The 25,804-nt window shown below is 44.0% G+C and carries 24 protein-coding genes and 2 pseudogenes; 12 read left to right on the top strand and 14 right to left on the bottom strand.

Annotated features, from left to right (window positions below):
- On the top strand, window positions 1-527 hold a 527-nt coding region (locus tag AB4274_RS20900), incomplete at its 5' end, for an alpha/beta fold hydrolase (RefSeq protein ID WP_372113108.1).
- 563 nt (window positions 528-1,090) lie between these two features.
- Window positions 1,091-2,017: a hypothetical protein gene (locus tag AB4274_RS20895; RefSeq protein WP_372113106.1), complete on the top strand. Its 927-nt coding sequence runs from the start codon at window positions 1,091-1,093 to the stop codon at window positions 2,015-2,017.
- 116 nt (window positions 2,018-2,133) lie between these two features.
- Here AB4274_RS20895 and AB4274_RS20890 read toward each other — a convergent pair whose 3' ends face one another.
- A complete protein-coding gene (locus AB4274_RS20890) occupies window positions 2,134-3,642 on the bottom strand; it encodes a DUF3360 domain-containing protein (protein ID WP_102321477.1) in 1,509 nt (502 codons plus the stop codon).
- Between the two features lie 317 nt (window positions 3,643-3,959).
- Here AB4274_RS20890 and AB4274_RS20885 point away from each other — a divergent pair, with 317 nt between their 5' ends.
- The 3 genes from AB4274_RS20885 (at window position 3,960) to AB4274_RS20875 (ending at window position 5,638) form a co-directional block, all read left to right on the top strand.
- On the top strand, window positions 3,960-4,298 hold the full coding sequence (locus AB4274_RS20885) for a hypothetical protein (protein ID WP_017059071.1): 339 nt from the start codon (window positions 3,960-3,962) through the stop codon (window positions 4,296-4,298).
- Window positions 4,299-4,381: 83 nt separating this feature from the next.
- On the top strand, window positions 4,382-5,254 hold the full coding sequence (locus AB4274_RS20880) for a patatin-like phospholipase family protein (protein WP_065583529.1): 873 nt from the start codon (window positions 4,382-4,384) through the stop codon (window positions 5,252-5,254).
- A gap of 15 nt (window positions 5,255-5,269) precedes the next feature.
- Window positions 5,270-5,638, top strand: a complete 369-nt coding sequence (locus AB4274_RS20875) for a hypothetical protein (protein ID WP_372113105.1) — start codon at window positions 5,270-5,272, stop codon at window positions 5,636-5,638.
- A gap of 167 nt (window positions 5,639-5,805) precedes the next feature.
- On the opposite strand, the gene AB4274_RS20870 is transcribed toward AB4274_RS20875, so the two are convergent.
- From AB4274_RS20870 to AB4274_RS20860, 3 genes are all read right to left on the bottom strand, one after another.
- Entirely contained in the window at window positions 5,806-6,486 is a 681-nt protein-coding gene (locus AB4274_RS20870) for a haloacid dehalogenase type II (protein ID WP_017065459.1), read from the bottom strand.
- Between the two features lie 197 nt (window positions 6,487-6,683).
- On the bottom strand, window positions 6,684-7,487 hold the full coding sequence (locus AB4274_RS20865) for a MetQ/NlpA family ABC transporter substrate-binding protein (protein ID WP_372113103.1): 804 nt from the start codon (window positions 7,485-7,487) through the stop codon (window positions 6,684-6,686).
- Between the two features lie 331 nt (window positions 7,488-7,818).
- A complete protein-coding gene (locus tag AB4274_RS20860) occupies window positions 7,819-8,727 on the bottom strand; it encodes a dienelactone hydrolase family protein (protein WP_372113101.1) in 909 nt (302 codons plus the stop codon).
- Window positions 8,728-9,137: 410 nt separating this feature from the next.
- Here AB4274_RS20860 and AB4274_RS20855 point away from each other — a divergent pair, with 410 nt between their 5' ends.
- Window positions 9,138-9,764 carry a type II secretion system protein gene (locus tag AB4274_RS20855; protein WP_372113099.1) on the top strand — a complete coding sequence of 209 codons (627 nt, stop codon included), beginning with the start codon at window positions 9,138-9,140 and terminating at the stop codon, window positions 9,762-9,764.
- An 11-nt stretch (window positions 9,765-9,775) separates the two neighbouring features.
- On the opposite strand, the gene AB4274_RS20850 is transcribed toward AB4274_RS20855, so the two are convergent.
- The gene (locus tag AB4274_RS20850) at window positions 9,776-10,231 is read right to left on the bottom strand and encodes an Lrp/AsnC family transcriptional regulator (RefSeq protein ID WP_017059083.1); all 456 of its coding nucleotides are present in this window, start codon (window positions 10,229-10,231) and stop codon (window positions 9,776-9,778) included.
- 142 nt (window positions 10,232-10,373) lie between these two features.
- Between AB4274_RS20850 and AB4274_RS20845 the strand changes: the two genes are divergently transcribed.
- The gene (locus AB4274_RS20845) at window positions 10,374-12,185 is read left to right on the top strand and encodes a PLP-dependent transferase (protein ID WP_372113097.1); all 1,812 of its coding nucleotides are present in this window, start codon (window positions 10,374-10,376) and stop codon (window positions 12,183-12,185) included.
- Between the two features lie 151 nt (window positions 12,186-12,336).
- Here the strand turns inward: AB4274_RS20845 and AB4274_RS20840 are convergent, their stop codons facing one another.
- Window positions 12,337-12,579, bottom strand: coding sequence for a hypothetical protein (locus AB4274_RS20840; RefSeq protein ID WP_048611711.1), 243 nt, complete (start codon window positions 12,577-12,579; stop codon window positions 12,337-12,339).
- A gap of 407 nt (window positions 12,580-12,986) precedes the next feature.
- Between AB4274_RS20840 and AB4274_RS20835 the strand changes: the two genes are divergently transcribed.
- Both AB4274_RS20835 and AB4274_RS20830 read left to right on the top strand, forming a co-directional pair.
- Window positions 12,987-14,036 carry an HlyD family secretion protein gene (locus AB4274_RS20835; protein WP_372113096.1) on the top strand — a complete coding sequence of 350 codons (1,050 nt, stop codon included), beginning with the start codon at window positions 12,987-12,989 and terminating at the stop codon, window positions 14,034-14,036.
- Between the two features lie 12 nt (window positions 14,037-14,048).
- Entirely contained in the window at window positions 14,049-15,071 is a 1,023-nt protein-coding gene (locus AB4274_RS20830) for a DUF2955 domain-containing protein (RefSeq protein WP_372113094.1), read from the top strand.
- Here AB4274_RS20830 and AB4274_RS20825 read toward each other — a convergent pair.
- A complete protein-coding gene (locus AB4274_RS20825) occupies window positions 15,068-15,952 on the bottom strand; it encodes a LysR family transcriptional regulator (protein WP_017059087.1) in 885 nt (294 codons plus the stop codon). The genes AB4274_RS20830 and AB4274_RS20825 overlap by 4 nt on opposite strands.
- A 164-nt stretch (window positions 15,953-16,116) precedes the next feature.
- Between AB4274_RS20825 and AB4274_RS20820 the strand changes: the two genes are divergently transcribed.
- Window positions 16,117-16,617 carry a nuclear transport factor 2 family protein gene (locus tag AB4274_RS20820; RefSeq protein WP_017059088.1) on the top strand — a complete coding sequence of 167 codons (501 nt, stop codon included), beginning with the start codon at window positions 16,117-16,119 and terminating at the stop codon, window positions 16,615-16,617.
- 197 nt (window positions 16,618-16,814) lie between these two features.
- Window positions 16,815-17,561: a nuclear transport factor 2 family protein gene (locus tag AB4274_RS20815; RefSeq protein WP_372113092.1), complete on the top strand. Its 747-nt coding sequence runs from the start codon at window positions 16,815-16,817 to the stop codon at window positions 17,559-17,561.
- Window positions 17,562-17,720: 159 nt separating this feature from the next.
- On the opposite strand, the gene AB4274_RS20810 is transcribed toward AB4274_RS20815, so the two are convergent.
- On the bottom strand, window positions 17,721-18,959 hold the full coding sequence (locus AB4274_RS20810) for a hypothetical protein (RefSeq protein ID WP_372113091.1): 1,239 nt from the start codon (window positions 18,957-18,959) through the stop codon (window positions 17,721-17,723).
- Between the two features lie 279 nt (window positions 18,960-19,238).
- The gene (locus tag AB4274_RS20805) at window positions 19,239-19,919 is read right to left on the bottom strand and encodes a GGDEF domain-containing protein (RefSeq protein ID WP_133151389.1); all 681 of its coding nucleotides are present in this window, start codon (window positions 19,917-19,919) and stop codon (window positions 19,239-19,241) included.
- Between the two features lie 310 nt (window positions 19,920-20,229).
- On the opposite strand from AB4274_RS20805, the pseudogene AB4274_RS20800 reads away from it, so the two are divergent.
- Window positions 20,230-21,135, top strand: a pseudogene (locus AB4274_RS20800) (IS5 family transposase); the annotation flags it as partial.
- Here the strand turns inward: AB4274_RS20800 and AB4274_RS20795 are convergent.
- From AB4274_RS20795 to AB4274_RS20775, 5 genes and pseudogenes are all read right to left on the bottom strand, one after another.
- A pseudogene (locus AB4274_RS20795) lies at window positions 21,135-21,638 on the bottom strand (LysR family substrate-binding domain-containing protein); the annotation flags it as partial. The pseudogenes AB4274_RS20800 and AB4274_RS20795 overlap by 1 nt on opposite strands.
- 146 nt (window positions 21,639-21,784) lie before the next feature.
- Complete coding sequence (locus AB4274_RS20790) at window positions 21,785-21,964, bottom strand: hypothetical protein (RefSeq protein ID WP_017059095.1); 180 nt, start codon at window positions 21,962-21,964, stop codon at window positions 21,785-21,787.
- Between the two features lie 63 nt (window positions 21,965-22,027).
- Window positions 22,028-22,753, bottom strand: coding sequence for a metallophosphoesterase (locus tag AB4274_RS20785; RefSeq protein ID WP_029235480.1), 726 nt, complete (start codon window positions 22,751-22,753; stop codon window positions 22,028-22,030).
- A 79-nt stretch (window positions 22,754-22,832) separates the two neighbouring features.
- The gene (locus AB4274_RS20780) at window positions 22,833-23,327 is read right to left on the bottom strand and encodes a YcxB family protein (protein WP_017059097.1); all 495 of its coding nucleotides are present in this window, start codon (window positions 23,325-23,327) and stop codon (window positions 22,833-22,835) included.
- 467 nt (window positions 23,328-23,794) lie between these two features.
- Entirely contained in the window at window positions 23,795-25,795 is a 2,001-nt protein-coding gene (locus AB4274_RS20775; protein WP_372113089.1) for a choice-of-anchor X domain-containing protein, read from the bottom strand.
- Window positions 25,796-25,804 lie beyond the last annotated feature (9 nt).

The following is a 25,804-nucleotide window of genomic DNA, read 5'->3' as shown; positions in this document are numbered from 1 at the left end:
TTTTTCATGATCTTGCCCTGCATTCCATGGCCGGTGGTGTGATTGCAGAAGCCGCTAAACTGATGCCGAAAAGAGTTAAGGGTATTATTGGTGTAGACACATCGCAAAACGTTGCACTTGCGGTTTCACAAAGCGACCTAGATGCAATGACCAAACCGTTTGAAGCAGACTTCCAAGCGGGCATTACTATGTTCGTGAAAGACTCGCTACCAAAAGGCGTAGACACGGATTTACTTTACTGGGTAACGCAAGACATGGCATCAGCACCGCCAGCTATCGCGATAAACCAGTTCCGCCATTATCTAGGCCAATACGTAACAGGCGAAGCCCACCGCGTGTATGAGAGCGTGAATGTGCCAGTAATATTGGTTAACGCTCGCCTATGGCCAACGGATTCAGAAGTGAACAAGAAACACATTAAGGATTACACCATTTACTACATTGAAGACTCAGGCCACTTCCCAATGCTAGAACAACCACAGCAGTTCAACGTAACGTTGATGAAAGCGATTAAGTCAGTGAAGTAGGGCGCTTGCACGTTAGAATAGGCTGATAATCCCCTCCTAACCTCCCCTTGGTTTACATCTCCAATATCTTGTTGGTCATGGGAAAGGGGAGGAAATGAATACCGATCGCTACATGTGCTGCTGTATGTTCAGCGACAAAGAATGTTCTCCCCCTCATTCATATATCTCAAGAGATCGAGTCACTCCATTCGAGGGGGAGCTAGAGGGGGAGGCTTTGGCTTACTAGAACCATTCCACAACGTTGATGAAAGCGGTGAAGTCAGTGAAGTAGGGTAGTTGTTAAAGGACAGTGGTAATCGTTGATAGATAAAATTAAGGCCTCGCGTGTGTGAGGCCTTTTTGTTGGTCGGAGGTTTAGCTAGCTACATTCATCTCAATTTGCGAGTAATGATCGCATCGTTCACTCGTTTATGGTCCTTAAACGACGGCCTCATAGTTATATAAATGCTCTACCACCCCCCCTAGATATGTAATTAGCGCCACTGTTATTGGTGAGGGCTGACCGAATCTAGTGGTGCTTTTTACTGATAATCACTTCAACTATGTGTTTAGGACGTCCTGCTATGGCTAAGAAAATAATATTCATTCATGGTCGCGCTCAAAAGCCCGATAAAGCTCACCTTCAAGCACTCTGGTATGAGGCTATAGAGCATGGCTTGCAGCGAGATTGTGGACACTCAATTTCATTACAAGCTTTTAAAGATGTCGATAAACGGTTTGTCTATTACGGAGAACTATCAAACATATTGTTAGAGAAACCAACGGAAGACCCAGCAAGTCGACAGCAAGCGCTGTCTGAACTTAAAAAGTACAAGACAAGCCAGTTCAATAAAACAACGTATAACAAAGTATCCAAAATTGGTTTTCTAAAAGAGGCGTTAGCAGATACTTTTTCATCGCTATTTGGAAAGCTAGGTGTGGCTGAGACACTCATAACCAAGGTCGCGCCGGATATGGCGCATTATTGGAATGAAGATACCTACTTTGGCAGCGATGTCAGGTATAGGCTAATGGTTGAATTGAAGCAAGCGCTTGATATTCAAGATGATGTGATGATTGTATCGCACAGTCTTGGGACGATGATCAGTTATGACGTGTTATGGAAGCTGTCTCATTACGGAGAGTATAGACACGACTATGGCGCGGATAAGAAGGTCAACTTATTGCTTACGCTCGGGTCACCGTTAGGCGATGAAAACGTAAAAGATAGGCTAAAGGGGAGCCGCTTGAAAGATGAGAGGAAGTACCCTTTAAACATTCAGCAATGGATAAACATATCGGCAGAAGATGATTTTATCTCTCATGACAGCAAAATTAGAAATGACTTTAAAGATATGCTCAAGCTGGATCTGATACCCGGTGGAATGAAAGATATTCACCCAGTTTATAACCTCAATATTCGCAACGGAAAAAGCAATCCCCATGCTTCTATCGGTTATCTCATTAATCCTAAATTCATCAAAGTATTGGATGAATGGCTCTCGAGTTGATGTGGTTTTACCATCGTAAATTGCTTCGGTGATCGTTCGTTGAAACTTAGATAAAACAAGGCCTCGCGTGTGCGAGGCCTTTTTGCGTTCTTACTAAAACTAAATATTAATCGAGCTTAACGAAAACTCGGGATAATCGCTGGTATGCCCGGTAGAAGGCCAACCAGCGCCATTACACCACTTAGCACAATAAACATAATGCCAGGCAATACCCAGCGGCTCATTTTACTCAGTTCACTACTACGTTCTTTACAACCGACTAAGCCTAAGTTATCTAACAGCATGGTGAGAGCCCAGCCAAATGCAGGGTTAACGAGCGCTGAAGAGAACACAACAATCGCTGCCGACTGTGTGGTTTTTCCTTCACGCGTCATTTCCATTCCAGCTTCTAGCAATGGAACAAATACCCCAACAATCAGCGCCACACACAGTACAGGTTGCCAGATAGCTAAATCCATCGGGTAACCCCAAACTGCGGCGATGATACAGAACAGAGCTGTGAGCAGCGCGCCAGCAGGAATAGGGCGTTTAGCTATCGCCGCTGGTACGATGTAAGTCCCCCATGAAGACGTAAAGTTAGTACCGCCAAGCAGAGAACCGAATGTTTGACGAATTGATGCCGTGGTCATGGTGTCGTCGATGTTCATGTGTACTTTTTCGGTACGTTCTGGGTAGCTGATCTTTTGGAATACTTGATGCCCTAAGAAATCCGGTGACCACATCGCTACGGCTAGAATCGCAAACGGCAATACCACCATGAAGTGTTCAATCGTCGGTAGGCCTAGCATCCAACCTGTATTTTCTCCCCACCAATACATAGGGTTCATGTTGGGCAAGCCTGGCTCAGTGTGGAAAGCAAATGGGGCGCCCATGGCAAATGCAATCGTACCACCCAACAAGCAGCTAAGAGGTACTGCTAACCAACGTTTGCGGAAGTGTTCCAGTAGCGCGTACAAGATAATGGTGCAAAAGATCACCACAAACGCGATGTGGCTCATACCGATTCCTTCAGCCCAAGCGAAAAGCTTTTTCACTTGAGAGGCGGTTCCAACAAAGCCGAGGTAGAGCAATAAGCCGCCACACACGCCTTTACTGGTGAGGTTGGCCAACATGCTGCCACCTTTACTGATGGCTAAGATGAGGCCAAAAGCGCCAATCAACAGGCCAAACGCCATCGGGTGTCCACCTGCTGCAACCACAATCGGAATCAAAGGGATAAGTGGGCCGTGGGTCCCTGCGAGGTTTGCAGTCGGCAATAAAAAGCCAGAGAAAATAATAATGAAAACAGAGGCGATGAGCAGTTCATAACGAACGTTTTCTAGAATGAAGTCTTCATTTAATCCGAGAGCCCCAGCAAAGGTGGCTGCAATCGCGCCCACCATAACCACTTTACCAATGGTCGCCGCCATCGCTGGGATGGTGTCTTCTATCTCAAATCGATAATCTTTAAACGGCAAATTTGGACGCCAGCGCTTAGGCGACATGATTTGCAATTCGTGTTCTAGATACTGTTCTCGGGATTCAAACTCTGAGCTTGGTTTATGTTGTTGTTCATAGGTGAGTTCATCCTCATTGGCTTGAGGCTTCTCTGTTTGTATATGTGCGGACTCTAAAGTAGTGCTCATTTTGATTCCTTTCGTTCACACTCTTAGGTGTGTTATTCCAACAAACGTTGTTGACTCACGGCATGAAGCGCAAACAATGCGTCAACTTATAATTAAAAACTCATTAACATTTAGTTGTTAGTACCTTATACCAAACCAAAAAAAACAAATAGACTCAGTCGGTTAGACATTAGTCGTAGAGTCGGACGACTAGTATTAGACCCTGTAGATAGTATGTGTCTGGTTATTTGTAGTCCCTTAATTTCTCCCACGTTCTGCACTTGATAGTGATAGAATCTCCGCATTAGAGTTATCGAGAAACTAGGTATTTATAAACAATGTTTATCCATCACGTAAATGGCATCGACTGGCTGGTAATTACAGCCTTTGAAGAACTGAAAACTATGTTTATCGAAGATGCAGGCCCAATCCCAGCTTGCTTTTCTACCGCCAGCGAGTTGAGCCTGATTGATCAAGCCAAACGCAGTTATGGGTTTTTGCCTAAACTCCGCGGTGTGATCACCGATACCGGCACTTTTCAAAGTAGAGATATTGAAGAAGATTTGAACCCACAGCTTGCGTGTATCGTTGAAGGGCGTGGTCGGGTTTTTATCTATCACGGCGACTACGTGGCTTTTGTCGATGACGAGCAAACCTTCATTACCCGTATGGACTGAGAGTGATTCAGTGAGTTGAGATCGGCGAATTGGTAAATCGGCGAGTTAGCCCACCTAGAATTTAAAACTAAAGGATTAATATGATGGCAAAAACGATCTCATTGGTACTTGGCAGTGGTGGCGCAAGAGGCTTGGTTCACGTTGGAGTCATCCGCTGGTTAATTGAGCATGGCTATCAGATAAAATCCATTTCTGGCTGTTCAATTGGCGCACTTATCGGTGGTGTCTACGCTGCGGGCAAGTTGGATGAATTTGAAGAGTGGGTCACCAGTATCGATCAAGGTGATATGGCGATGTTGTTGGACTTTTCATGGCAGTCGAGTGGTATGTTCAAAGGGGACAAGATCATCGACACACTGCGTGGGCTGATCGGCGAGATTTCAATTGAAGATCTGCCTATCCCTTATACCGCAGTTGCTGCCAACGTCGCCGAAGAAAAAGAGGTTTGGCTGCAATCCGGTTCTCTGTTTGATGCCATTCGCGCCTCCATCTCTTTGCCACTGTTCTTCACTCCACATGTCATTAATGGTGAAGTGCTGATTGATGGCGGAGTGCTCAATCCCGTACCGATTGCGCCTACCTTTAGTGATAAGACAGACTTTACTCTGGCTGTGAACTTAGGTGGTGAACCCGAAATGCTTCAACAGGAAGTGATACCGGTTTCCCTACCAACAAAAGAGAGTAACCTGCATGAGAAGGTTGTTCACTTTATCGATAATCTCGGTAACAGTGTAAAAAGTAAAATGAGCTTCAACTTTGCTTTTTACGATATTGCCAACCAAGCATTTGATGCGATGCAATCGACCATTGCTCGCCAAAAGTTGGCCGCTTACCCCGCCGATATCACGCTTGAGATCCCACGCAATGCTTGTGGCACCCTAGAGTTTGATCGCTCACAAGAGATGATCGACAGAGGCTACCACTTAGCACAGGCTAAACTGGGCAATCGACTTTAATGTATTTGCTGCTGAATGAGGGTAACTATGGAAACTGAACTCAAACTATCTGAACTCAAAGAATTGGTCACAACAAAAGATGTCATCGTGCTCACCAGCATAGAAGAGCCTGCTGTATCTTGGTTGATAGATTGCTATCAAGAGAATGCTGATATCCAAATTATCGAGAACGCACACCAACTAGATACTGAAGCGGTTTTGGCGCAATGTCGAAGCAGCCTGAGTGAAAGTAAAAAGGTAATACTTACCGCGCAGTTTCGTAGCCAACTGCCTATCATCAATATCGCTTCACTGTGTAACGAGAAGCGCAAGTCATTGACCAATATTGAGTTATTAGGCTGGGATGAAGACAAACGCGTTCCTCATTCTTACAGTAGTTTCTAGCTTATATTTGTTGCTAGGTAACTGCAGTTTTTAGGTAACCGACAGCGTCTCTATAACCAGAGCAGTTCAACACAAGGTTGATCAAAGCGGTTAAGTCAGTGTCCGGAATTTGTTGACCACTACAGGGTGGTTGTATCGAATCAGGAGTAGAAAAGTCTCTTGAGATTTTACTTGTCTAAATTGTGCTTAATTATTTGTTCCACCACACCATTCATCGTCCTTGAGCTAATCTCCGGTTTCAAATACAAGGAATGATACTCAACTCCTGTTCGGTCTATATAGGCTGCTTGTAAGCCAGCGGATAGCGCACCATGAGTGTCCCAATCATGAGTAGCGACAAGACGAAGGTTTTCGACAGGCTCTTTTAAAGTTTCGGCTGCAAAGTTATACACATCTGAATTGGGTTTGAAACTGCCTGTTTCTTCAACGGAAATGACGGTGTCGAAATAATCTTCTAAGCCTGAGTTCTTGATTTGAGAAGTGATGAGATCGAGGGATGAGTTGGAAAAAGCGACGGTTTTAAACCCGTTCTCGCGCAATTTGAGCAAAGACGCTTTGATATCTGTGTGCGGTGGTAGATTGGCAAAAGAAGTTAACAAGGCACCTTTGCTTTCCGCCGTTAAATCACACTTGTACCGTTGTGCAATAGCGTTGAGCGCTGCATTCGCTAATTCAGAAAAAGTAGATTTTACGTTTGTTGCGATGCAAACCGTTGAAGAGTGTAAAAGCTTTGAAAACCAAAGTGATAATGCATCCTCCTTTCCAAACACCGCTTTAAATTTAGGCTGTAATGACTCCAAATTTAAAACCGTTTCGTTTATATCAAAAAGTATCACTTCTTTTTTCATGCAAAGCCCCCAGATTTAATTGAATTTTATGCTTACATAATCTGCTCTGACGATATGGTTTTCAACCTCCATTCAAGTAACTAAAGCTTTGCTCTCTAATTTGAAAAGAAGCTGGAATGCGTCAACGACAACCCGCCAACTCAAATCTGGCGTTGCTTTATGAGTATCATGCAACGCCAAATCTGAAACGATTTAGCTTAATTTGCGGCTTCGATGGTGCCTTTGAAAGTGCTGTCTAAAAAGTCATTGATCTCTTGTGAGTGGTAAATTGAGATAATCTTTTTATACGTTTCATTATTTTTGTCTTCTTCTCGCGCCGCAACAACCATCACTGCTAAAGGTGCGTCTTTTTTCTCTAAGTAAATGCCTTGTTTCTTAGGGTCGAGTCCAGCCGACATTACATAGTTCATGGTGATTGCAGCAGCATCTACATCGTCAAGAGAGCGGGGTAGCTGCGCGGCATCCACTTCAACAAATCGAATGTTCTTCGGGTTGCTAACAATATCGTTTAAAGACGCGTTGAAACCAGCGTTGTCTTTTAATGAGATCAGCCCTGCATCTTCAAGCAGTAATAGTCCACGCCCGCCATTCGTTGGATCGTTTGGAATCGCGATTCGAGCGTTTTCGGGAATAGAATCAAGCGAAGTGTACTTGTTCGAGTAAACGCCCATACGCATCAAAATTGAACGTCCGATAGAAACTAACTTGCTATCGTGATTGTCGTTAAAGTTGTCGAGAAATGGCTGATGTTGGTAGCTATTGAGTTGGATACTTCCATCATCTAATGCTGCGTTAGGGGTGATGTAGTCTGAGAATTCAACTAGCTCAATGTTAATCCCTTGCTTTGCTGCTTCTTTGGCGACTGCCTGTACAACTTGTGCATGTGGGCCAACTGTCGCCCCAATCTTGATGACAGCCTCGTCTTTTTTTCCACATCCTGTTACACCGAATACGAAAGCTAATGCCAACAGGGATGCTGTGATTTTTTTGTAGCTGTTCATGATAACTCCATTTAATAAATAAAAGACATGTAGACGTCTAGCTATCTATATTATCTATTTGCGCGATCGGGTCAATAGGTTTGTTTGAAGCGAAGTTACATTGATGAGCGGTTAAGTCAGTGAATCAACGAGGCTTCTGTACGTGAGACTCGACCGACAATCCCCTTCTAACCCCCTTGGTTTACATCTCAAACCTATTGTTGGTAATGGGAAAAGGGAGGAACTGATTACCGACCAACAAAGGCCTCGCGAGTGCGAGGCCTTTTGGGTTTTGTAGGGAATAGGGCAGTCACTCGGAATCTAAAGAAAACGGGTTCAGTAAAGCTAACTATTAAGAAAGCTTTTGGTTAAAGAACTCAAGTGTACGTTTCCAAGCTAACTCTGCTTCTTCTTCAGCATAGCGGCCAGTTGAATCGTTATGGAAGCCATGGTTCACGCCGTCATAGATGTAAGCTGTGTAGTCTGCTTCGTTCTCTTTGAGTTCGGCTTCATAATCTGGCCAAGTCGCATTCACGCGTTTATCGATTCCCGCAAATTGGATGAGCAAGGGGCCTTTTACATTTTTTCTTAAATCTGGTGCGGCAGGAGTACCATAAAATGGAACGCCTGCATCGAGTTGCTCTGGCATGACAGCGGCCAACATATTCACGATATAGCCACCGAAGCAGAAACCGACTGCGCCTAGCTTACCGTTACTTTTTTCATGGGACTTCAAGAAGTTTGCCGCTGCGATAAAGTCTTCTTCGATTTTCTCTCTGGATAATGATTTTTGCATTGCTCGACCTTCATCATCATTACCTGGATACCCACCAAGCGAATAGAGTGCATCAGGTGCAAACGCAATAAACCCCGCGGCTGCGAGTCGTCTTGCCACATCCTTTATGTATGGATTGAGGCCTCTATTTTCATGAATGACCAATACAACAGGCGCATTGCCCTCTAACTCTTTGGGTACAACCAAGTAACCATAGCCTTCGCCGTGTCCTTTAGGTGAAGGAAACTTCTCGTAGGTTGCTTTGATGGAAGGGTCATTGAAAGAGACTTGCTCTGCCTGCGCATAATTAGGAATCAGTGCAGAAGTTAGCGTCGTCATGGTTAAGCCAAGTACAGCTAGCCCAGATAGACGAGCCATAAACTCTCTGCGATCAATCAGGCCGTGTGCATATTCGTCGTACCAATCAAATGCTTCTTGAGGGATAGATCGAGTCGGCGTTGATTGAGATTCGGTATTTTGATTCATAACTTTTCCTTGTTGTGAGTTGTTTGACCAATCAACTATAGTGGAAAATTTGATATAATTGAACGATCGCTCAATAACTTTTGAGCTATTTGTTATATCAAAGTACAAAAATTAGATGACAGTCCGATAAAACGATCACTTCGAATCGATTTCCATCGCTTTGGTTTGTTTTACGGAGCAATTCAATACAAGGTTGATTTGAGGGTTAAGTCAGTGAAGTCGGGTGTGATGATTGTTTGTTTTTAGGGAGGCTCTAAATCGAAGTTGGGCACATTAGAGCTAGGCTTATTTTCCGCAGACATGGACAAGTAAGTTTCAATGCAAAACGCTTGATTTTACTCTGGTATAATCTTTCCTTATAAGGGAAGCCATAGCGTTATTAGAACCTTTTGATGAGAGATAAAAAATAGATGTTAAGACTTTTGCGTCAGATAGAAAAATGGAAACTTGCATCGTTTAGTTTACTCATGCTCATTGCCGCATTTTTTATCTACAACCAGATCGGTAATCGTATTTCCCGTGTCGATGAGGCAACATTTTTGATCGGGCAACTGAATACTGTCTTGGATGCAGCGGAGCAATATTCTCATGACAATGGCTCTTTACCTCCAATTACTTCCGATACCGACACGAACTTCGGCTACTTAAACATCAATCACTTAATTGAAAATCCGGGCTTATCAACATGGCGAGGACCATATCTACCTTATGGCGATACATGGATAGGTGGCGATCAGTACATCGACCACCCAGATTACATAGCAACGCAATTACTGCTTAAGGAAAAGGATAGTCTTTGGATAAGAGGAAGCTCCGAGACAGGTTGCGAATCGTCATCATCCACTTGCTCTGTTGCAGCTTGTATCTGGTTGGTACCAACAAAAGTCGCACAAGAAATTAATCAGATTGTGGACGGCAGTTCGAGTATAGAAAGCTCAGATGCGACAGGAAAAATACGTTACGACAAAGCTTTTGGTGGCGCTCTTATCTGTATGATTGGAGATGATTATCCAATGCCTTCAGCACAGACAAATTAAGTCGTTTCTAATTACCTCACTGGCAACTTGGTCTTAGTTTTTACCTGACCGAAGGCGAAGCTGGATTCAATAGAAGCAATATTAGGCAGGCGAGTTAGTTGTTTACGGATGAACTGCTCGTAGCTTTTTAGCGATTCACTGACTACATGCAATAGGTAGTCGTGATTGCCCGTCATCAGAAAACACTCTAACACCTCGTCAATCACTTCAATGTGCTGCTCAAAGTCTCGCATGTTCTCTTCTGTCGGCTTTTCAAGTTTCACCAACACAAACACATTGACTGGCAGGCCACACGCTTCTTGGTCGACACTGGCGTGGTAACCACGAATTATCCCTTGTTTCTCTAATGCTCGAACTCGGCGTAAGCAAGGAGAGGGCGACAATGCTACTCGATCGGCCAACTCTTGATTAGACAGCCGAGCGTTGTTTTGCAGTTCAGCCAGTATTTTCTTGTCGATCTCGTCCATTGGCATAATCCATCAATATTGAATTTAGTTTGGCAATATTATTGCTCAAAGTGTATGTCTTACTTCGCAAATAGCAATTTTTAACATCTGCCCAAAACTAAAATTAAAGAAGGAACAACAAGCATGGAATGACTTAGGAATTATGAATACTTCAACTCAACTTAGCCCGCTGCGTAAAACCACCAAACACGAACAAGCAGAAGCCCTTGCGATTGAGCAAGCAAAGCACTTTGGTATCGATCCAAACAGTGATTACGGCGTCACGCTTATCGAACTGGCGACGACGCTGTACAAAGCCAATACCAAGACTCACGACCTTTGGGCATTGACCGTTGATGGACTTTCAGAACTCGACAAGAGTGACCGAATCGCCTGGTTTAACGCCAAACGTTTCCTGTCATTCCAGATCGCTAAGATCCTCGATAACCTGCAAAACCCGATGCGTGCCACTTACCAATCCATTGCCACCAATAATGGCAACTTTGCGTCTAAAGGCGCGTATCCTATCTTCGATAATGTGGCGGCTATCTTCTCGGCAAGCCCGGTTATTACGCGCACTGCGACCTATTTATTTGCCTGTACAGAATGGATTGAAGATGCGTTCAACGGTAAAGAACCGCTGCACGATATTTATTCTCGACTGCTTAACCCAACATCGATTTCACTGGCTAATCATATGGTTGATATTGAGGCAGGCTCTAGAGCCAACGAATACCTCGCATGGAACTTTAACTCGGGGATGGCGGCTATTGATGGGTTGTTGAGCCATTTACTCGGGCATGAAGACATTGTCTTGGCCTCACGCAACATCTATGGCGGTTCCTATCAGTTGTTGGAAGATTGGTTTGGCAAGCCGTCTAACCTGAATGTCGCGGTAGAGTGGGCCGATGGTTACTCAGGTGATGAGTTTGCGGCTCGTCTTGATGAGGTTGCCGATAAATACGCGGATCGCCTGGCCGCAGGTAAGAAGATTTACGTTTACCTAGAGTCACCGTGTAACCCGCATGGATACGTTTTAGATGTTGCTAGCATCAGTAAAGCTGGTCACGTTCGTGGTTGGGATGTGATTGTCGACTCTACAGTGGGTACACCATTACTGCATCCAGTACTAAAACGTGATGATGTGATGGAAAGACCAGATTATGTGATTCACTCCTACACCAAAGAACTGGCGGGTTCTGGCACCACAACCGCTGGGGTTGTGATTGGTCGTAATGAGACTATGTTTGTGCCAAAAGGAGATGAGGTGATTTTCACCAAACCCAATGGCGATGAGGTCACCATTCCATGGAACGAAACGCTGTTTTGGAATGTGTACTACATTAAGGGCGCATTCCTAGACGCAGACAAAGCGTTTGAAGTGCTCAATGGTATGAAAACGTATGAGATGCGAGTGGTGCAAAAAACGATTAATACACTGACTCTCGCGAAGATCTTTGATGCTCACCCTGACATCAACGTATCGTGTCCTGCTTTGCCAGACAGTGACAACTATGAACACTGCCAGAACAACATGTACTTGGGTTTGCCAGCGGCGCTTTTCACAATCGATATGGAAGGTAACGGCGATCGTGCGCCAATCAATCGAGATGGATTCAAACAGTTCTTCGACATGCTTGAGCCAGCAATCGGCATGCAAGTGAGCTTAGGGCAAACCAACACCGTGGCGCTGTGCCCAGCCCTGACTACGCATTCAGAACTCAGTGATGAAGCGCTTAATGAAACAGGCATCAAACCGACCACAATGCGTATCTCTATTGGCTTGGAAGATCCGAGAATGTTCATCGCTCATATTGTCGAGGCCGCTAAATTGTCTATCGACCGCAACCACGTAGATTTCTCATCCAGCTTCCCGAGTAGTGACAATATCGATGAAATCTATATGCAAACTTATATGGATGTACACCAGAGGTTTGTGAAGAGCTTGCCGAAGTTCAGTCAGCTGAGTCAGTAACTTAGGTCGGTAACTTAGCTCAGTAAGAAAAGTTAACAAGATTAGTCAGTTAAAAGGCCGTCAATAAAAAAGCACCCTGCTGACTCAGTAGTCGGTAGGGTGCTTTCTTGATATAGAACCTAGTGACCATATTGGTTTACCAAGTCACTTACTATTTTGGCTGGTGGCCTGTCTTTTTCGCAAGCTCTTGCATAGCCTCGGCAAACGTAGTTGTTCCGCCTTTCGCTTTAACCTGAACCACCTTATATCCTTGGCTTTCCAGCGCTTGGCGCTCTTCTAAAACGGCTTTGTCATCTGGCTGACTGCCTTGCACAGGCTGATGAATGTAACACCCTTCTAATTGACCATCTTCGACCAGTTGGTGATGTTTCAGTGCATTGATATCAAAATTCATAGTAAGTCTTTTCGCTTTAAATGGAGAGTCTCTGTGGCAAAGGCCGTGAGTCTTTATAATTTTATGGTTTGTACAATAGGCATTTTAACCATAAGAAGCTAGTTCAAATTCAGTAATCTAATGGAATGTAACTGGGTACGGCTTACTTCTTCAATCTTTTATTGAGCGTAGGGAAGGAAAGGGGATGAACGGAATTCTAACGTTTCAATACACCCTTATCTGACCTTTTCGCTCAACCACTGAGCGAAATCGGTACAAATCATCAACCTTTCCAAATGTGGAATCCATACTTCTTTTATTGGCTATATTTTCCAATTGTGAATGGTTATAACCTAGTTTTCGTAGAAAAGAGAATCGAATAAGCCGTGAGCGCGGCGCTTTATAACGAATGAAAACTAGGCACAAGCATGAACGAAAATTTTTATAGATACGCGATTTACACTGTTTTTTCAGCGGCAGCATTGTTCTCCGCTTTTTTAGTCATCTCAGATAATGTTTCCCCTTTCACCACTCAAGCGACTTTGTATCGTAACGTGGCGACCATTGCGCCAGAAGTGTCCGGTGTGATTACCGATGTCATGGTTAGTAATGGCGAGTTGGTTGAAAAAGGTCAGCCATTATTTGCTATCGATGCCAGTAGCTACCAATTGAAAGTGGCACAAGCGAAAGCCGAACTGCATCAAGCGCGTGACTCTGATTCAGCGAAATGGCAGCAATTAGCAGCAGCGAAACAAACACAAAGCCAACGAGAATTCGAATATCACAACGCGAAACAGAAACTCGCACGTAACCAAAAACTGCGTAACAAAGGGCTTGCGACTGAACAAGATCTTGATGATGCAATCACCAATACACAAGTTGCGAGTAGTGCGGTTGAAGCTGCGAACGCGGAAGTGAAACGCATTGAGGTTGAGTTATCGACCCAAGACCGCACAGCGGCCATTGAATTAGCAGAAGCAAAACTTGCCAGTGCGGAACTGGATTTAGGCCACACTCAAGTCGTCGCGCAAACGGAAGGTGTCGTGACCAACTTACAATTGCAATCGGGCAGTTATATCACTCAAGGCACTTCATCATTGCTGCTGGTGGACGAAGCTCATGCGTGGATCAGTGCAGACTTCAATGAGAAAGGCATTGATAAGCTTACTAATGGCCGCGAAGTTTTGGTCTCTTTTGATGCGCTACCGGGCAAAGTCTTTACGGGTGAAGTGAGTAGCCAAGAGCGTGCGATTTACGACACCAATAATGCCAATGGCAAGCTGTCTAGCGTGACTAATGATACGCGTTGGATCCGTGAGCAACAGAAAGTACGTACCCGCATTACAGTTAACGAACTGGATCCTTCGATGATCTCAGGTTCACGAGCGAGTGTGATTGTTGAAAGCGGTAACCCAATAATGCACGTTATTGGCTCGGCTTGGATTCACTTGGTTTCAACATTTCGCTACATCTATTAGTAGGAGATGACTATGTGGACATTCGAAAACACCGCACAGGGTCATTCTCAACGTAATGAAGCGCTGCGTGTCGCACTTACTGTGACGATTTGTATGGTGTTGGGAAAGCTACTAAACCTAGACTCTCCCGTTTATCTGGCGTTGTATCCAACCATCATCATGACCAAGAATAAAGATTACTCTTGGCTTGGTCTGATCCGTACCTTGGCACCCACTTTATTGGCAGCAAGTACAGCGTTGGTGGTGACTGAGGTATTTTCACAGCATCCGTTTGTGGTGTGGACCATCAGCCTGTTCTTCTTCGACTTTATGCGTCGTCGAGCCACTACGCCAGCGAAGAAAGGTAAAATGTTGATGCCAACCTTCAACTGGATTTTGATTGTGGTGTTTGCTCAGCATACCACCATGGATATGCCGATGCGTATTCATGAAATTTTGGTATCCATGTTGATTACCATGGTAGTAGCAAAAACCATGGTGGCTCTGTTCCCTGTTGAGCAAGGAAATAAGCCTCCTGTATTTAAAGAACAGCCTGTCACATTTGAGAGCAGAGCAATTTCACTCGCGTTGATTGGTCTTGGTTTGGCATTCTTGATGATTGTTGACATTATCTCTGCAACGTTCTGCATGGTGCCAGTGATTGCTGCTGCAACCCAAACCACACACAAAAGCTTTATCGACGTGGTTGACCGCCGTTTTCAAACTCAAGTGGGCGGCTGTGCATTCGCCGTGGTGTTCACCTTGTTGATGGCAGGGCATCAATCTACATTCGGTTACTACACCATGGTGTTGGGTTTATTTGCCTTTATGATCACCGCATCAATGGCCAAAGCGAAAGGTTCAGCCAGAGACATTCATGCCGATGCGTTATTGGCGACTATGCTGCCGATTCAGTTGTACATGACCAGTAGCAATTTAGGGTTGGAAAGTACCTTCCTACGCGCTTGGGAGCTGACTGTGACTTTGTTTGTGCTGTGGGCTTTGTGTCATTTTGTTCGTAAGCCTAATGGTGAAGAGCCGGCACTCGTTCGCTAATAATCAAATCCGGCCAACCGATTATGGTCTGATTTGATTGCGCCTTTCATAAAATTAAAAAATGCTTTTACTTTGGCTGAATCTTCTAAATCTTTATGCGTCATCATCCATAGGTCTGTATTTTGGTGCATCACTTCCATATCTACTCTTTGCAGAGTTCCCTTACTGTTACCTAAAAAGCAGGGTAAGTAGGCTAACCCCATCTGATTTTCAGCCGCGATGATCAGGGGCTCAAAAGAGTCGGCTTTCATGACAATTTTGTCTTCCGAAATCAGTTCAGAAACCTGTAGCGAAGCACTGCCTCTATGCATCATTAACCAAGATGCAGACTTTAAGGGGTGCTTACTCTTAAGGCCATTTATATATTCTGGCGATCCGTAAACACCAAAGGCAATTTTACTTAACTTGGTCCCAACTAAATGGGCTGGCAACTCATTTGCCGGGCGAATCGCGATATCTGCATCTAGGTGTGAAATATCCAATTGACGAGATGTGAGGCTGAGTTCTAACTGAATTTTTGGATAAAGCCGATGAAAAGCAGCCAAATGAGTACCCAGAATGAGGCGAGATAACGCATCGGTCGTCGTTATTCTTAGCGTACCTTCTAGCTTCAATTCCTGTCCAAAAACCTTGTGCTCCAATTCTCTTACTGTGGATTCGATAGCGAGAGCTGACTCCAGAAGCTTTTGCCCTTCAACCGTTAGTTTGTATCCGGTAGGAAGTTTATGGAAAATTCGTAATTTGTGACGATACTCAAAGGTGTCAATACGACGTAAAACGGTGCTGTGGTTTACACCAAGTGCTCTTGCCGCGGCCGACAGGGATCCTTCATTCGCCACTGTTAGAACATATTGCAGGTCATCCCATCTTATGTTGTGCATTTGCGCATATCCAACGTGTTCAATTAGTGAGTTTACCAAAAATTTAGCACAGCTATAGTTATCTCAACAAGGCAACAAACAGAACTGAAGTTCAAAGCATGCACTGATGGCACTTTTAATCTCCCAAGCATTGAGCTTCAAAATTGACAATCAGGAGAAAGAAAATGTTAAAGAAAAATCTACTTATCGGTCTAGCGAGTCTTCTGGCTTTCTTTCAATTCACTCCAGCCCTTGCAGATGAAACAAAAGCAGTCGATTCAGCAAAGACACTAGAAACGGCTCAAGCATTCTTATGGGCGGCAGGCTCAGGTGATATGGCAAAACTCGAGTCATTAATGGCCGATGATTTTGTCTGGCACAACGAAGGTGACGCCGACATCCCTTGGATCGGTAACTGGGAGTCAAAAGAAAAAGTGCTCAACACTTTCTTTCCTCTATTTGGCGCAGGTTTGAAAGTCACAAGCTGGTCAACAGACTATAGTTTTGTAAACGGCGACCAAGCAGTATTCATGGGCAGCATGAGTGCCATTGCGAATGAATCTGGTGTAGACACGGGTAAATTCAGCTGGGCGGTTCGAGTTCAGGTTGAAGATGGCAAAGTGAAGAGTTGGAACTGGTTTGAGGATAGCTACGCAGTATCTAAAGCTTATCACGCCAAACAGTAACCACAGTGACCAATTAGGTTGTAAAGGCTCGATATGCTGTAGACGTATATCGAGCTTAACTTGGTTTTGAATAGCGACGCGAAGAGCCTATTCAACAATCCGACAGTTAAAAGGACACCTGAGACAATCTAGTTCTGAGTTTCAGTGTACGAGCCAAATAACGTACTTTGGCACTATTAAGTTTGGAGAAACTATCTATGAGCAATAAGCTAGCGAATGCGACTAATCTGTATATGGAAGGTATCCGAGATGGTCATGCATTAGAGGCGGTAACGAAGTACACCGGTCAACGTTATACTCAACATAGCACTGGGGTTCGCAACGGTATTGATGGTTTTGTTGAGTTCTTCGAACCGTTCTTAAAACGCTGCCCTGTTAGAGACATAAAGATCATACGTTCAATCGTCGATGGCCAATTCGTGTTTGTTCAAGCATTCCAAGATATTAATAATGGCGAATATAAGTGGGTGACTACGGATCTATTCGATACCGATAATGACGATAAAATTATTGAACATTGGGATGTGATTTCTGCCTTCGAAGCTCAACCGACGGAAGGGGAAGGTCGACTGCAAGGGCCAATCAATCATACTGACTTAGATAAAACAGAGGAGAATAAGAACCTTATCCTTGATTTTTTATGTGATGTCATGGTACTAGGGCAGAAAGACAAGCTATCAAAGTATCTCCAGCACGAAGAGCTAGCCGTTTATCAAGCCTCAGATGTGAGCCCTTTAGATAGCTATATTGGTGGCTATGACCAAGTGTTCAAGATTGTCGGTCAAGGTAACTTCGTAGCAGCTTACAGCCGAGTTATTGATAATGGTCTCGAGGTTGCGCGTTTTGATCTATTCCGAGTTGAGGGAGGTCAAATTAAAGAGATATGGGTAAACCAAGAGCCCGTGCCACCAAAAGCAGAATGGGTAAATGGCGGGAAGTTCTAGAGTCGCTTTAAGGGGGATAGCTCGGTTATCGGCTTATGAGAGGTGAGTGTGAAAGACCTTCACTTACCGCCAAAATAGTTAAGCGAATACGCCGCACACTTTGGCGTATTCGCTATCGGTTCTTCAATGAGTTTGGCTCTTTGAATTCGCCCCAAACAGCTAATTTAACGAACTTAGATAGTCGACTAACGCTTGTTGATCCTGAGTATTTCGCAAGCCTGAGAACCCCATATATGTGCCTGGAATCAGAGTTTTAGGTGATGCAATAAATTGCTTTAGCAAGGGTTCCGTCCAAACCTTATGGCTGCCAGAAAAATCGAGGATGGCTTTAGAGTAGTTGTTATAGCTGTCATCTGAAGCCACTTTACGACCAACAATTGAATTCAAATTGGGAGCAGTGGTCGAGCTGTCTGAATGACACAAGCTACATTGTGAGTAAAGCTGGCGACCTCGCTCTACACTATTTTTCGGTAAGTTTTGATCGCCAACTGCGGTATATTTGTTGCGAATACTGAGTAGAGATTGAGACTGTTCATCTGTTAATGATGCTCGTACTTTGAGCATGGCCATCGCTTGGCTCCAGGTCATGCTGGCTTCAACCTTTCCGACCTCACGACCATATCTGAGTACATTTTCGGTCTCAATCGATTGACCATTTTGTGCGACTTCTAAGTTGCGCATTAGGTTTCCGCGTTGCTCGATAAAACGATTAAACTCATCAATATTACTTTTGGCAGCCTGTTCCAGTACCTTTCGTTGATCTGCAGTGAGTAATGACATTACCTCTTTAGATACTTGGCCTCGTTTAACCCCGTGATTAGAAGCCATTCTTAAGCTTACAAAACCAAAGTGCTGGCTAGGTTTTCCCACTACCTCGAAGTCATTAAACATTTCACTACCTGTAGACCAGCTTAAGAAGCGAGCTGCGAGGTTGGTTAGCTCTTTTTTGTCATTTTTATTGAGTTTAATCTTTGGCTTAGAGTTACCTTTTGCTAGCTCTTGACCTTTTCCGTTGAGGTGAGCATGTCGAATAGCGTCGAGCTGCTGTTTCTGTTCTTCCGTTAAAGTTTGGATAATCTTGCCAAAGGCTTCAGCGATTATTTCGCCGAGTTGGGCTTCATGCTGACCATAGCGCTGCCCAAGTTCGAGGAATTCTTCTTCCGAGATGCTCTCTCCGATTAATAACCCTTCTAATGCTCTGTTCATGGCAAATCGACTTTTTGCAACTTGCTCAAAAGGAGTTTTTTGTTGTTCAAGCAACGCTAGCAAAGTGTTTCGTTGCTGAGAGTCGAGGACAGACAAAGTTTGCTTGGCAACTTGGCTTCGAGAAAGGCTATGTCCACTTGCCACGCGCAAACCAACAAAACCAAAGTAGTTAGCCATGCGACCAACAGACATATAGTCATTATTAGATGAGCTTCCCGTTAGCCAAGACAATGTTCTTGAAGCGATTGCATCGGTAAGCGCTTTTTCATCGACTTACTCCCGAGTGATATCACGAATCATGTCGCTATCTTTTGCCATCACTACGGACGACGACGCCAATAATGCTATCGCTAAAACAAACCGAAAAATGCGCATCCTTGCTAACCTTACTTGTTGTGTGTGTTTAACTTCTTGAATCTTAGCCAACATGTTTTGTGATGGAAGAGTATTTACACTGTTTTACAACTCGCCTTAACGCTCAACAATGCAATCGCGCCCTTGAGATTTTGCGTCGTAGAGGGCGTTATCCGCTCTTTTAATTAATGAATTCCAGTCATCGTTTATGAGGGCTTGAGTCACTCCAATGCTGACAGTATACGTGCCAGAAGAGAGCTCTTGATTGGAGTTGTGTTTTGCGTGGTTTCTTATTCTTTCAGCTATCTGCATTGCTTGAACTTTATTCGCTCTAGGTAACATGACAACAAACTCTTCTCCACCATAGCGAAAACAGAAATCGCTTGTGCGGCATGTATCTTCAAGAATTTGACCAAAGTGCTTAATCACATCATCTCCCTTGTCATGACCATAGGTATCATTAATTTTTTTGAAGTGATCTAGGTCGGCAATCAGTACAGAAATGTCACTCTCTCGGCCTGGTTGAACAAGCTTGGGTATCAGTTCTGCTAGGCCTCTACGGTTATAAAGGCCGGTTTGTTCATCAGTGATCGATGAACGATAGGTCTGCTTCAACAAACGATCAGTTAAGATCCAAAACACTGAAAATGCGAGGCTAACAATTGTGATTGTCATGATAACGAAAGACAATTTATGAATATCTGATATCAGGTAATAGTTCGAATTCGTTCCTTTGGTATGAGCAAGTACGCCCCTAATTGCCATATAGAGAATGTTGATAAACAGGGTCAGATTCAACAGACACTTTGCTTCTCTGTTATCGTGCTTTTCCCCTGAATAGTTTGCACAGAGGGCTAAGATACATATCGTCACAACGAGAATACTTCGAGCCTCGATCCTAGAAGTAACAGAAGGCGCAATTAGGGCGCTATAAAGGAAGAAGCTAATGCCAAGGGAGCTAATGATGATTGATATTACGAGAAAAGATCGACTTGCTCCGCGTAACACGGTTATACCGACGAGTAACAAAGGCTTTGTTTCCTAAATCAGGGAACTAATGCTTAAAGCTACGATCAGATCATCTAAGTTCACTCACATACTTAGAGCAATGCCAAAGCCTCGCTACAGAACAACTAACTGGAAACAATATAACCAAGCCCTAATCAATCGTGGTTCACTGACATTCTGGATTGATGAGGAAGCGATTCAACAGTGGAAGCAACTCAAGCAAGGTAAACGAGGTCGACCTCGATTGTTTAGTGACTTAGCCATTACGACCGCCCTCATGGTTAAACGAGTATTCGCGATGCCGTTGAGAGCGTTACAAGGATTCATCGATTCTGTTTTCAAACTCGCTCAACTCCCGTTGTCATGTCCTCATTATTCATGCATCAGTAAACGAGCCAAAACGGTTAATGTGTCATTCAAGACAAAGACCCGAGGCGCAATACAGCATTTAGCCATTGATGCAACAGGGCTAAAGGTCTACGGTGAAGGTGAATGGAAAGTAAAAAAACATGGTACTGACGGGAAGCGTCGAGTTTGGCGTAAGCTCCATTTAGCCGTAGACACTGGCACTCATGAAATCATTGCGGCTGAGTTAAGTTTATCGAATGTCACTGACGGTGAAGCTCTTCCTAATTTACTGAATCAAACTCGTCGTAGAATCAATGAGATATCTGGTGATGGTGCTTACGATACAAGACAATGCTACGAAGCAATACGTATTAAACAAGCTGTTCCACTTATTCCACCGAGAGAAGGTGCTGCTTTTTGGTTACGAGGTCACCCCCGTAATCTGGCGGTAGCTTGCCAGAAATTATACGGCTCAAATAAACATTGGAAAAAGAAGTACGGTTACCATAAACGGTCACTTTCAGAGACGGCTATGTTCCGTGTAAAGACACTGTTTGGTGGGCGATTAAGTTTAAGAAACTATAATGCTCAGGTTGGTGAAACCTACGCCATGATTAAAGCGTTGAATAAGCTCACAGGGTTAGGTATGCCTAAAACGATAGATACACCTAAGCCAGAAGAGACTTGGGTTAACACGGTTTGCATGTTGTTGGGTTGTTTTTTTATATTTGGAGAGAATCCAGATAGGTCACATTGAGTAATGATGGAGTCAAATAATCCTACCGCTTGTTCACGTTCAAATAAGATGAAAGGGTCTTGCTGCAGTTGTTTCATTTGAATGGTGGTGTATTTAGCCAACTCGTGGGTGACGGGCAAAACAGCAACAAGCTTATCTGTATAAATCGTCACCGAGGTGTAATCATCAACAAGCAGGTTCGGCAGTGGGCGAGAGAAGCTAATATCGATCTCTCGTTTGTCCAGAGCTTCGATCTGTTCAGAAGCCGTCATCTCAACAAGATCAACATCAATATTGGGGTTTTCAGCAATATACTGTCGAACTAAACGAGGCAAAAAGCTCAGAGTTGCGCCTCCAAGATAACCAATAGTTAAAGTACCAATACAACCAGAAGAAGCTCGAATCGCGGACTGTCGCCTATATTGCTTTTATTATCAATCACAAAGACCTTGCTAGCAAACCTTAGGGTAATAACGTTTGCAAGGCTCTGGTCACTTGTGAGAGTGGGGCGATAATCCTACGTATTCAGCTTTCAAGCTTTCTGTTTTCTAGATAATTCTTTTTCAAACTTTTAGTTTTCGAGCTCTTCGTTTTCGAGATTGCGCCGAACTAAATCGTGCATTTGTTTTACAGTCATCAGTGCTAACCAGGTAATTTCTTCTACTGAACGTTGACCCGTTGTGGAAGTTGGGTTGTGGGCTTCAATCACAGATTGATAAATTGAATCGCCGCAAGCCTCTTCTATTGGCATAGCTCTATATAGTTTGGTTTATTTGAAAGCTAATCTATGAGGTTTAAGACAGTAAGATAGGGTTCAAAAATAGACAGCTTGGTAGTTGATGGAATCAGTACAGAACGAGATTCGACTTAATCCTATCTTCTCGCTGCGATTGTATTCATTGATCGAGTGGTCAAAGCCATAGGCTGTCGACGGGGCCATATATTGAGTTATGCCTTGCTGTGTCGCTGTTATTTCATCATGGCCATGACCGCAGAACACGTCACGAACGCGATATTTTCGAAGCACTTTCATCACATCAGTATCGTTCTCTAGGCGGATCGCTTTCATCCAATCTGCACCGACTGGAATGACAGGGTGGTGAACAACCACGATAGGATCATTGGCCTTTCTCAATTGTTGTTTTAGCTGAGCCATGCCGCGGTTATCAATACGCCCTGAACCAAGTGGGTGGCGGCTGTCTAGCGGCTTGAAGCTTGAGTCTAGGAACACAAACTCTCGTTCACCGATGGTGGCTTTGTCGGTGACATAAATCGTCGAGCCTTTTAGCTCTGTGCGCATTAAGCGAGAGTCATCATGATTACCCGCAATCACGTAAATGGATTGGTCGCTAATGTGTTGCCTAATGAATGCCTCTAATCGAACGTAGTCGCCAGACTTTGGGTTACAACAAATATCACCAGTCAGAAAGATGGTCTTGCATGCCGTGTCTTTGTTGACGTATTCCAGTGCTCTGCGCAGGTTCTCATAGCTGGATTCATCGGAAAGGTGGCAATCACTGATTTGGTACACGGTATTCATTGTTATTGTCCGGTAATTCGATACGTAGAATTAAAAGTGATAGAAAAATGCCTGCTAAATCAGCAGGCATTTATTGGTGTTATTTCGCTTTTGATGCGGCGTGGTGTTCAATCATGAAGGCAATAGCTTCATCGTTTAAACAAGATTTACTCACATATTGGCGCTGTTTACCGATATGCAGGATAAAACCAAGATCGGTCTGCTCAAGTTGGTCGATGTCACTCCACGCGATGGTGTTGGTCGCTTTGTGGTTTTTGTAACTTACTCCGTTAGCGTCACCTTGAAAGACAATTTTGCTGCCTGCGCCTGAGCTGATTTTTTGTCGCCATAACCACCAGGTTCTTTTGCAGTACACACTGAATGCTTCAATCACACTCAAAACAATAAAGAACCAGCCAACATAGCCGTTAGGTAATAGTTCAAATTCCAGTAGAACCACACCAAAAATAAGAAACAGTATTCCTTTTAAGTAGGCTTTTGGAAATTGAGTCGGAAGGCTAGTTTGATCATAACACTCCGCGAAAAACGTCTTGTCGAGTTTGTATTCTGTAGTGAAACCGGGTTCTTTAGACATGTGAGGCTACTTTATGGTTCTCTGTGAATGGGCTGTCAGTGGGCAGGTGTCCCACGCTGCAATTTTGCAACTTGATTATTGTATCGCTTCTCACTGTTTTTATTTAGATATTTTGGCTCTGTTTTGTAAATCGATGATACTTAACGGGTCTATTCTAACTTTAGCTATCAGACTAGTGTAGGGGCATCTTTAAAGTCACCTAAAAAATTGGTGATGGGATGGATAGATCTGTGGAGTCACCCGGTTGTTGGGACTACTGGCCTTTTTGGATAAAACTTCGATCTCATTTTGTTGGTTGATGGAGTCTATAGTGATTAGCGTGCTTTATCACTACTGTTGAGGGGCTGGCATAGTCTGCTCTAACAGAATAAACATATGAAGCTTGCAAAGTTCATCACTGTTCATTCTGAGAGGCCATGCCCAAAGCGATACCTTGGGCATGGCCTTATTCTATTTCAGTTTTAGGATCAGTACTCGATGAATAATGACACCTGCTTAACGTTAATGAAGAAACTTCTTTCATAGGGAGAAGAGGTAAGAGCAATATCTAGTTTGTTCAACCCAGACACTCTCTTCTCATTTAATGCTTCTAATAGTTTAGAGTTGGTAAACCTAAGCGTTTGACCGGCTTCTACGTTGTTGAATGTAGTGAGTGTGAGTGGATTACTCCATGCTGCACATATTGTAAAAGACTCACAGAACGTGTCGTAATCCAGTGTGTTTGGAGACCAAGTTTGATTAACGATATGCGCAGTTACATTGTTGAATGGAAATTGAAGAGTTGAATCTCCTAAATCAACAATAAGCGTTGCCTGTTTAATTTTCCCTCGAACTTCACTTAAGTCAAAACTCGCTAGTGTTTCGTAGTCGTATGGGATTGAAGCCCCCGCCCTTAAGTAACCGCCGACACGATGTTGCGTGACTTGTGTTGCCGGGGTTGCTTGCCAGTTTTCTCTTTCTAAACCGAATAGGTTAGAGGGGAGGGTCACATTCACTGGCGGACTGAAATCAGAGGCTTGGTATGGTGGAGTTTGACCGAGGACTCCTTGTCGATAGGAGTCAGCGCCACTATAGATTAGCAGTGCGTTCAGTTCATAAGGACCATCGGCTTGCTTAAACGTGTCACCTGGAACGGTAAATTTGATGGTGTTTTCGCCAGCCTCAAGCGGCTCTTGGAAACTCACTAGCTCTAAATACTCTCCGGCTGCACCCACGATATTTACCGAACCTGTGTAAGTTCCACTGCGCGTAACATGGACAGGAAACTCAAAATTCAGCGAATCAATGTAGGTGCCATCTTGCGACATAGTCGGTGTGGTGACTAAATTCCCCGTGACTTCAATCGGTTCGCGGCAACGCTCAAAAGATGCTAAATCAATCAATTCTTCAAACTGAATTCGAGGGGCTGAAATTCGTATGTCATCTTGAGTGATTGCGTAGATGATCGTCGGATTGGAGGTCAAAGTAGACGCTGAATCAAACGCGCCAAAAATATCTTCAGTTGAGTACTGTAGAGTGACGATTTGCTTCGCAGGTTTGAGTTGCAGACGTTTGCTTGTGTTCAGTTCGTCAATTCCATCGGTGAGGTAACCATGAATGGCAAAATCCCCCGCGGATTTAACATCAAGTTCCAAGCGCTGCTCTAAGGCAATAACACAGCCTTCAGAGGAAAACAGTGGAGCGAGTGAGTGGCTGACAAATTCAATGTCAGCGGGTAGTACGTGGATTTTCTTACTTGTCTGGCGAGTGATAGTTGTTCCATGTTCTTCAAAAGACGTTGTGCCTTCAATTAGGTAATCCCCTTCAGCGGGTGGAACAAAAATATTGCTATAGACACCATCTTCAGCAACAGCATCGAAATCGACACCTTCATCTTTAAGCTTTAGGCGTGTTTGTACTCCAGTTTCATCAGTGATCACTGCGTTGGTTTGGGCACCTGTAATCGGTAACCCTTTGCTTGTCAGTAATGCAGAAACAGGAACTGGTTCACCGACCACAAATTGGTTAGCGGCTATCGCCATGCCAAACGCAATAGGGGACTGGATCGCAACCTGAGCAATGATTACTGTGTTGTAACTTGGGTTTGGAAAATCAACGACGATCTTCCATTCGCCAGGTTCAGGGTTAGTGATTTCCGGTAAAAATACATAGCTGCCCGGTAGCGGCGGACTTTGTGTGTCACCTGAAAGGATGTTCGCTTGCACATCATTGGATGATGTTGCGACTTGCCCGTTAGGCTTGACTAAATATACGGTTGCATCATCCAACGGCACGATGATTTCTGCTTTTAGGGCTTCCGCTTTGTCGATGGTAAATAACATTGTGACTTCGTTATCGCTACTAGTCACTGGCTGAGATAGTGTCGTACTTGTACTCATCCCAACGGGTATTGCATTACTGGCGATAGCCGGTGTGATGAAGGTACAGAAAAGACTGAACACCATCACTAATTGCTTGATGAATTTCATTGTGGCCAC

Source organism: Vibrio sp. 10N.261.55.A10 (assembly GCF_041470825.1).
Taxonomy (GTDB): Bacteria; Pseudomonadota; Gammaproteobacteria; order Enterobacterales; family Vibrionaceae; genus Vibrio; species Vibrio crassostreae_C.
The sequence above is the reverse complement of the archived record's forward strand: the minus strand, read 5'-3'. Positions and strand labels throughout refer to the sequence as shown.